Annotated in this window: 9 protein-coding genes; 4 read left to right on the forward strand and 5 right to left on the reverse strand. The window is 72.6% G+C overall.

Going from position 1 to position 8,178, the window contains the following annotated elements; translation table 11 throughout:
• A partial coding sequence (locus ND748_RS19655; RefSeq protein ID WP_251747469.1) for an acyl-CoA dehydrogenase family protein occupies positions 1-339 on the reverse strand: 339 nt, incomplete at its 3' end.
• Between the two features lie 196 nt (positions 340-535).
• On the opposite strand from ND748_RS19655, the gene ND748_RS19660 reads away from it, so the two are divergent.
• On the forward strand, positions 536-1,762 hold the full coding sequence (locus ND748_RS19660) for an acyl-CoA dehydrogenase family protein (protein ID WP_251747470.1): 1,227 nt from the start codon (positions 536-538) through the stop codon (positions 1,760-1,762).
• Here ND748_RS19660 and ND748_RS19665 read toward each other — a convergent pair.
• Positions 1,739-2,506 (reverse strand): FadR/GntR family transcriptional regulator, encoded by a 768-nt coding sequence (locus tag ND748_RS19665; protein WP_374215981.1) that lies wholly within the window; start codon positions 2,504-2,506, stop codon positions 1,739-1,741. The genes ND748_RS19660 and ND748_RS19665 overlap by 24 nt on opposite strands.
• A gap of 492 nt (positions 2,507-2,998) precedes the next feature.
• Here ND748_RS19665 and ND748_RS19670 point away from each other — a divergent pair, with 492 nt between their 5' ends.
• Positions 2,999-4,225: an ABC transporter substrate-binding protein gene (locus ND748_RS19670; RefSeq protein ID WP_251747472.1), complete on the forward strand. Its 1,227-nt coding sequence runs from the start codon at positions 2,999-3,001 to the stop codon at positions 4,223-4,225.
• A 131-nt stretch (positions 4,226-4,356) separates the two neighbouring features.
• Complete coding sequence (locus tag ND748_RS19675) at positions 4,357-5,454, forward strand: CaiB/BaiF CoA-transferase family protein (protein WP_251747473.1); 1,098 nt, start codon at positions 4,357-4,359, stop codon at positions 5,452-5,454.
• A gap of 41 nt (positions 5,455-5,495) precedes the next feature.
• Here the strand turns inward: ND748_RS19675 and ND748_RS19680 are convergent, their stop codons facing one another.
• The 3 genes from ND748_RS19680 to ND748_RS19690 are packed head-to-tail and all read right to left on the reverse strand — an operon-like array spanning position 5,496 to position 7,357.
• Positions 5,496-5,813 (reverse strand): hypothetical protein, encoded by a 318-nt coding sequence (locus tag ND748_RS19680; RefSeq protein ID WP_251747474.1) that lies wholly within the window; start codon positions 5,811-5,813, stop codon positions 5,496-5,498.
• Positions 5,813-6,577: a hypothetical protein gene (locus ND748_RS19685; protein ID WP_251747475.1), complete on the reverse strand. Its 765-nt coding sequence runs from the start codon at positions 6,575-6,577 to the stop codon at positions 5,813-5,815. The genes ND748_RS19680 and ND748_RS19685 overlap by 1 nt, the downstream gene beginning before the upstream one ends.
• Entirely contained in the window at positions 6,578-7,357 is a 780-nt protein-coding gene (locus ND748_RS19690) for a hypothetical protein (protein ID WP_251747476.1), read from the reverse strand.
• A 695-nt stretch (positions 7,358-8,052) separates the two neighbouring features.
• On the opposite strand from ND748_RS19690, the gene ND748_RS19695 reads away from it, so the two are divergent.
• A partial coding sequence (locus ND748_RS19695) for an SDR family NAD(P)-dependent oxidoreductase (protein ID WP_251747477.1) occupies positions 8,053-8,178 on the forward strand: 126 nt, incomplete at its 3' end.

Genomic DNA, 8,178 nt, shown 5'->3' on the forward strand with positions numbered 1-8,178 from the left:
GCCCGGCAGGTGGGCGGCGGCGGCATCGGCGTCGCCGGCGTGCAGCAGCGCCTGGGTGGCGAAGCTGGTCGACAGCAGCGGCGCGCACAGCAGGCTGCGGCCGGCCTCGCTCAGCGCGATCCCCAGCTCGACCAGGCCGAACCCGGCCCCGCCGTGCTCCTCCGGCACGGCCAGAGCCGGCAGTTCCAGCTCGTCGCACAGCCGCTGCCAGGTCACCGGGTCCCACCCGGTCTGGGTGTCCATGTCGCGCCGCACCGCATCGGCGTCGGCGACGTCGGCGAAGTAGCGCCGGATACCGCGGCGCAGCTCGTCGTGCTCGGGACTGTACCGGAACTGCACGGAACCTCCAGCGGGTGACCGGGCCCGGCGACCGGAGCGTGTCGGCGAGTCGGCGGACGTCGACGGACCCTGTGCTCGAGACAGGACCCTGTACTTGAGACGGACCCTGTGCTTGGGACAGGACCCTGTGCTTGGGACACAAGGATAGGGATATTGTTTACCTGATTCTAGCCGTCGCGGAGGTGGGGAGGTCCGGGTGGACACGCGGTATCCGGCGGAGGTGGAGCAGTTCCGTGCCGAGGTGCGGGCGGTGCTGGCGGAGGAGCTGCCCCCGGGCTGGCCGGGGACGGGCGCCCTGGGCGACGCGGCGGCGGTACGTGAGTTCGTGACCGGATGGCGCCGGACGCTGTACCGCCGCGGGCTGCTGGGCGTGGCCTGGCCGGTGGAGCACGGCGGCCGGGGGCTGACCACCCTGCACCAGGTGGTGCTGGTGGAGGAGCTGACCCGGGCCGGCGTGCCGTTCGGGGTGCAGCCGCAGGACTCGACCGGGGTGAAGATGCTGGGCAACACCCTGCTGCGCTACGGCACCGAGGCCCAGAAGGCGGCGATCCTGCCCGGCCTGCTGTCCGGGGAGCAGGTGTGGTGCCAGGGGTTCTCCGAGCCGAACGCCGGCTCCGACCTCGCCGCGGCGGGGACACGGGCGCGCCTGGACGACGGCGAGTGGCACATCGACGGGCAGAAGATCTGGACGTCGGGTGCGCACCGCAGCACGGGGATCTTCGTGCTGGCCCGCACGGAACCCGAGGCCGCCAAGCACCGGGGGCTGTCGTTCCTGCTGGTGTCGTTGGACCAGCCGGGAGTCGAGGTGCGCACGATCCGGCACATGACCGGCGGGGAGGACTTCTGCGAGGTGTTCTTCACCGACGCCCGCTGCCCGGCGGATGCCATCGTCGGCAAGCGCGGCGACGGGTGGAAGGTCGCCTCGACCCTGCTGACCTACGAGCGCGGCGAGGAGGCGGCGACGAACCCGATCCTGTTCGCCGCCGAGCTCGACCGGCTGGTGGAACTGGCCCGCCGGCGCGGACTCGCCGACGATCCCACCGTGCGCCGGCGGCTGGCGTACTTCCGCGCCCGGGTGGAGGTCATGCGCTTCCTCGGCTACCGGATCCTCAGCGACGTGCTGGCCGGCGGCGAGCTGGGGGCGGCGTCATCGGTGTCGAAGCTCTACTGGAGCGAGTACCACCGCGAGGTCACCCAGCTCGCGCTGGACATCGAGGGGCTCGACGGCCTGGTTCTCGTCGGCAAGGGGCCGTCGCGGCCGCTGCGGACCGACGACCCGGGCGCCGACCCGGAGTCGACGACGAGCTGGTGGGAGGTCTCGCTGAACGCCCGGGCGGGGACGGTGTACGCGGGCACCTCGGAGGTGCAGCGCAACATCCTGGCCGAGCGCGTCCTCGGCCTACCCCGCGAGCCAGCCGCCTGAGTCGATCGGCGCCCCGGGCTCGCCGGGGCGCCCGAGCAGGTCCAGCGTGGCCTCGTCGCGCCCGCCCTGGCCGAGGTATCGGGCGCCGGCGGCCAGGTGGCGCCGCCAGAGGTCCTGGGCGCCGGCGGCGTCCCCGGCCTCGACGAGGTCGACGAGCATGGCATGCACCCGCACCGTGCCGCGCTCGGCCCGCTCCAGCTCCGCAGTGCCGAGGTCGGCCTCGACGCGCGTCCAGGTGGTCCGGTTGATGATCTCGCCGAGCAGGGTGATCAGCAGGGCGAGTGTCTCGTTGCCGGCGAGATGGACCACGAGGGTGTGGAACTCGTTGTGCAGCCGGACTCCCTGCACCCGCTCGGTGGCGGCGTCGTGCTCGGCCAGCAGGGCGCGCAGCGCCCGCAGGTCGGCCCTGGTGCGCCGGCGGGCCAGCGCGGCGGCGGTCGGCGGTTCGAGCAGCAGCCGGGCGTCCCAGACGTCGGCGATCGTGGTGGCGCGGTGCTCCAGGACGAGTCCCGCGTAGCGGGCCGCGACCGCCGGGTTCGGTGACTGGACGCGGGCCCCGCCGCCCGCGCCCCGGCGGACGGTGATGAGCGACTCCGCCTCCAGGATGCGCAGCGCCTCTCGCAGGGTGGGGCGGGAGACCCCGTACTGCTCCATGAGCACGGCCTCGGGCGGCAGCGCCTGGCCCTCGGCGAGAGTGCTGCGGATGATGGCCTGCCGCAGGTCCGCGGCGACCAGTTCGGCCATCTTCGGCACGCGCATCCGCCGGCCGATGACGTCGGGTGGCCGTTGCGGACCGCCTGCGGCCACGCTGTCTCCTTCGGTCGGGCGGGGGCGGGGGACGGATCGGGCCGAGCGAGGAACCGATGCTAAGGAATCTAAGATATAGATGATTTAGCGCTCAAGGTGTCGGGGTCGGGTGCGACCGCGGCGGGCCGGGCCCCAGTTACGAGCCCCGTCGCGTCGCGTCGGGTCGCGTCGGGCCATGACGAGCCGTGACGCGGCGGTGTGATGGGGCCAATCCGACAGGTGTGGCGGATGCGGACATCTTTGGGTAGCGTCCCCGTTGGCTGGTCAGCGCGCCTCGCCGCGGCGAGAGCCGGGCGTACGGCCGGGCCGGCAGCTACGACGAACCGCGAGTACGGGGGTGCGCGCGTCCGGCGATTACCGGAGTGAACCTTCGCGTCCGCGAGTTCGTGTTCCGCACACCGCTCGCATCCGCTCAGGAGTCCCGCCGGTATGCCTCGCATACGTTCGTCTCTGGTCCTGGCCGTCGCGCTGCTCGCGCTGACGGTCCTCACGGGCGGCTGCTCGTCGGGCACGCAGCCCGCGTCCGCCGGCTGCGACACCCCCGGGGTCACCGCCGAGGAGGTCCGCCTCGGCCTGCTCTACCCGGACTCGGGCCCCACCGCGTCGTCGCTGGCGGCCGTGCGGGCCGGGATCGACGCCCGGCTGGGGCTGGCGAACCAGGCCGGCGGCGTCCACGGCCGGAAGATCGTCTATGACTGGCGGGACGACCAGGGCACGACGGAGGCGAACGCGATCGGCGCCCGCGACCTGATCGAGGGCAAGGGGGACTTCGGCATCCTCGAGTACTCCCTGGCCGCCGACGGCAGCGCGGGCTACCTCGCCGAGCGCGACGTGCCGGTGGCGGGCCTGGCGGCCAGCGACAGCTGGTCGACCAGGCGGAACATGTTCTCCTTCTCGTACACCACCGGCGCGGCCAGCGACACCTACGGCACCTTCGTGAAGTCCCGCGGCGGCACCCGGGCGGCCCTGCTCACCACCGCCCTGTCCACCGGCGTCAACGACGCCGGCGCCCGCCTGTCCGCGAGCCTGCGCGCGGTCGGCATCGGCGTCGTCGACCAGATCGGTTACACCGCGAACGCCGACAGCCCGGCCGCGATCGCCCGTCGGCTCGCCGCCACCGGCGCCGACACGCTGCTGACCGTCGTCGGCACCCCCGATCTGCCGGCGGTGCTGCGCGAGCTGCCCGCCGCGGGGTGGAAGCCGAAGGTGATCCTCTCGGTCAGCGGCTACGACAGCCAGCTACTGGCCGAGGCGGGCGGCGCCATGACCGGCGTCGTCGTGCCGGTGTTCTACCGGCCGTTCGAGGCCGGCGGGCCGCCCATCGCCGGCTACCTCGACGCCATGTCGCGCTACGCCCCCCAGATCGCCAACCCCCGCCAGGACCTCGCGATGATCGCCTACATCGACACCGACCTGTTCCTGCGCGGGCTGACCGAGGCCGGTGCCTGCCCGACCCGCAAGGGCTTCGTCGACGCCCTGCGCGCGGTTCGCAGCTACGACGCCGGCGGGCTGATCTCCCCCATCGACCTGAGCACCAGCCTGGGCCGGCCCACCACCTGCCTCGCGTTCGTCCAGGCCAACGCCACCGGCTCCTTCGACGTCCTCGACGAGCGGCTGTGCGGCCGGGAGCTGCCGGCGTCCGGCGGTGCCCGCTGACCGGTGCCCGCTGATAGGCGCCGACTGATAGGTGCCGACTGATCGGCGCCGGGCCGTGCGGTGCGCCCGACCCGGCGAAATCCGCTAAACACGTTGGTAGGGCAACTTGCCCGCCGAGACTCGGAGGTCAGATGGATCGGGGTGCGGGACCGCTGGCCGGACTGCGCGTGCTGGAACTCGCCGGCCTCGGCCAGGTGGCGATGGCCGCGATGGCGCTCGCCGACCTCGGCGCGGACGTGGTCCGCCTGGCCCGGCCGGGCGGCGGCCCCTACCCGGCCACGGCCGGCGACCCGGTGCTGCGCGGGCGCCGGCACGTCACGGTCGACCTGCGCTCGCCGCAGGGCCGGGACACCGCCCTCGACCTCGCCGCGGCAGCCGACGTCGTGCTGGAGGCGATGCGCCCCGGCGTCGCCGAGCGCCTCGGGATCGGCCCGCAGGACTGCCTCGCCCGCAACCCCCGGCTGGTCTACGCCCGGATCACCGGCTGGGGCCAGCAGGGGCCGCTGTCCCAGCAGGCCGGCCACGACATCAACTACATCGCGCTGACCGGGGTGCTGGGGGCGTTGGGCCGCGCCGGCGAGCGGCCGCTGCCGCCGCTGAACCTGCTCGGCTTCGCCGGCGGCGCGATGCAGGGCGTCATCGGGGTGCTCGCGGCGCTGCACGAGGTGGAGCGCTCCGGGCGGGGCCAGGTCGTCGACGCCGCCATCGTCGACGGGGTCAGCATGCTCGCCCAGATGGTCTGGTCGTTCCGCGGCCAGGGCCGGTGGAACGACGCCCGGGAGAGCAACCTGTTCGACGGGCACGCCCCCTTCTTCGACACCTACACCTGCGCCGACGGTCGGTTCGTCGCCGTCGCGGCACTGGAACCGGCCTTCTACGCGAACCTGCTGCGCGGCCTCGACCTGGCCGACGCCGACCTCCCGCCGCAGGACGACGAGCAGGGCTGGCCGGTGCTGCGCGCCCGCTTCACCGAGACCTTCGCGCGGCGCACCCGCGACGAGTGGGTGACCGTGTTCGCCGACCTCGACGCCTGCCTGACGCCGGTGCTGACCTTCGACGAGGTGGCGGCGCACCCGCAGATCGCCGCCCGTGGCACGGTCGTCGAACTCGACGGCGTCACCCAGGCCGTGCCGACCCCGCGCTTCTCCGCCACCCCGGCGCCGCCCCCGCGCCCGCACACCGATCCCGAGCCGGCCGAGAAGGTCCTCGCCTACTGGCGCGACCGCTGACCGTCCGCTTGCCAACGGAAGGTCGCCGGCTCGGCCTCGGCTCAGCCTGCCTGACCCATCTCGTTCAGTGCCTGGCGGGCCGCGGCGGCCAGCGGCGTGTCGGAACCGGTGAGCGTCCGCAGGGTGGGCGCGGTGTCCGGGAACCCGGCCAGGGCCCGCACGGCCGAGCGCCTGCCTCGGGGGTCGGCCGCCTGGTCCTGGGCGAGTCGCAGCATCGTGGCGCGGGTATCGACGTCGGGATGGGCGTCGAGCAGCGCCACGGCCAGGGCCGCAGCCATGATCGTGCTGTCTCCCCGCGCGGCCGCCTCGAGCTGCTCCACCGGGTAGTCACGCGGGTCGTACGCTGCCTGGTCAACCATCAGATGTTCACCATCCCCGCGTGCATGACGCAGTGCTTGCGCATGAGGGTGCGGTCCGGGTCGACGATGGTCACCGCATCGAAGGGGTCCGCGCCGGTCGCCTGAATCGTGCCGGTCTGCGCCATGAGGTTCGTACCCGCCGTGGCCGGATGGGAACAGCCCAGGAAATGGCCCATCTCGTGAGCCAGGGTCCGCGCCGTCTCCTCGCCGTTGATCATGACGACCGACGAGTTCGAGGCGGCGTCCCGGTGACCGCAGGGGCCGGCGACCGGCGACTGGCCGAGAGTGGCGGAGACGACGTGCCCCGCCGCGTCCACCTCCGTCACCGACATGTTTGCCGGCAGGACCACCGGCAGGGTGTCGCCGTCGACCGTGAGGTCCTTGTTGGTCTTGCCCAGCTCGTCGCTCGACGTGATGTCGTCGTGGCCGAGGCTGTTGGCGACCGTGCGCGGATCCCGCCCCACGCGACGCAGGCAGAAGCCCGCGTCGGCGTAGATCTCCCGAGCCCGGTAGATCGCGTAGTCGATCACGGTGGCGTCGGATTTCGTCATGACATCGGAACCGGCGAGGATCAGCGTGACGTCGAAATTGCTGCCGCGCAGTGTGCTGACGTACCCCCGCAGACTGACCACGGACTGGGCGCGGTGCGCGTTCAACCGGGCCGGCACCCTCCCACCGGTGAATCCCAGAAGGTCCGTGCACACCGAGAAGGAGTTACCGAACCCCAGGGCGTTCCCGACGCGACGCAGCGAGATGTCGGCCATTCAGCCCAACCCGACCAGCACAAGCACCATTCCACGGCCGGTGGAGAGAGGCGACAGCGCCTTGCCGATGACGGCGCCGAACGCGGCGCCGGGATCGCGCGCGGCCATTGCGTGGCCGGGACGTCCCGATGTCGTGAGCAGATCACCGACTTCGATCGGCGTGTTCTCCGCGTCGGCCAGGCACCAGGCCTTGCCGACGACGGCGACCGGGCGGCGCGGTCCCCGGTCGGCGCGGTCGAGCACGACCGCCGGCTTCCGGTCGCCCAGACCGGACACGATGCCCGCGACGCGCCTGTCGTACGGCCTGCGGCACACCTCGACCCGGGCGGCGTCGTCGAGGCAGACGACGCTACCCGCCGGCACCTCGGTCGCGACGTCGAACTGCTCGGCGACATCCGCACCGGTGAGCCGGAGGTCGCCGGTCACGATGACGTCGCCTTCGAAGACACCGGCGTTCACCCCCTTGCCGAAGACGCCGGTGCCGTTGGGGTTCTCGCCCCAGACCCCGGCGCCGCCGGTGGTGCTCACGCTGTGGCCGAAGACTCCGACCCAGGTGGTGCTCTCGCCCCACACGCCGGTGCCCGCGCTCTTGCCGCGAACGCCGGGACCGGCGGTGGCCGCGGTGCTGACATTCTCGGCCTCGACACCCGCCGCGTACTCCGCGTGGCTCCGGCCGATCACGCCGGCTCCGGTCTGGTTCTCGCCCATCATTCCGGCGCCACCGGTCGTGCTGTGGGAAACGCCGTAAACACCCATCCAGGTGGAGCTCTCGCCCCACACGGCCGAACCTCGACTGGTTCCCTTGACGCCCGGGCCAGCCTGATCCGAAACGTCATCGCTGATGCCCAGAACCGCTACCTCGTTGGGTCCTGACACCCGCCCCGTGATTTGCGTCATAGGTCACGTTAGCTCGCTTCCTTCCATGCACACAAGGGCCATCCCGATACAAGGTGCGTGAGGCCGGGTCGCCTGGAAAGGTTGCTCGTCAGCAGATCGTGGTTCGTTTCGGCGAACTGTGGCAAGCCGCTTCTCCGAGGATTCCAGAAGGGATTCCCATTGTCCGCCGGGGCGGACGGCGCTCGGCCCGGTGTTCGCGCTCAGACCGGGCACCGGCGGCAGGACCGGTGGCGGCAGGACCGGTGGCAGCAGGGTTCGCTGGAGCGTGGTGGTCAGGCGCTTGAGGTTCACCCCGGGCGCAGGCACGCGCCCCGCTTTCTGACCGACCGGACCAGTCGGGTTTGTCCGTCGCCCTGCGGACACAAGGTACTTGGAGGTGGGGCACTGGTCGGCCCGGACGGCGACCTGGCCTGGATGGCGCGCCGAGCTGGGACTCCGCCGCCGTTCTCGCTCCGGATGAATATCGGGATGGCGGGTAGGAGGCCTCGGCGGGGATCGGCAGCGGCCGGTGAATGCAGCGGCTGGTGAATGCAGCGGCCGGTGAATGGGCAGCTCAAGCTGAAGGGAGGCAGTCCGGCATGGCGGACAGCAAGGTGGCTCTGGTGACCGGGGCGTCGGCGGGAGTCGGGCGGGCCACGGCGCTCGCCCTGGCCGACGCAGGCTTCGACGTCGCACTGCTGGCGCGCGGGCGCGCCGGCCTGCAG

The organism is Frankia sp. AiPs1 (assembly GCF_023716945.1).
Classification (GTDB): domain Bacteria; phylum Actinomycetota; class Actinomycetes; order Frankiales; family Frankiaceae; genus Frankia.

Coding starts and splice junctions, on each gene's coding strand:
- ND748_RS19665 (WP_374215981.1), bottom strand. CDS start 2,506: ATGGCCGAACTGGTCGCCGCGGACCTGCGGCAGGCCATCATCCGCAGC.
- ND748_RS19670 (WP_251747472.1), top strand. CDS start 2,999: ATGCCTCGCATACGTTCGTCTCTGGTCCTGGCCGTCGCGCTGCTCGCG.
- ND748_RS19675 (WP_251747473.1), top strand. CDS start 4,357: ATGGATCGGGGTGCGGGACCGCTGGCCGGACTGCGCGTGCTGGAACTC.
- ND748_RS19680 (WP_251747474.1), bottom strand. CDS start 5,813: ATGGTTGACCAGGCAGCGTACGACCCGCGTGACTACCCGGTGGAGCAG.
- ND748_RS19685 (WP_251747475.1), bottom strand. CDS start 6,577: ATGGCCGACATCTCGCTGCGTCGCGTCGGGAACGCCCTGGGGTTCGGT.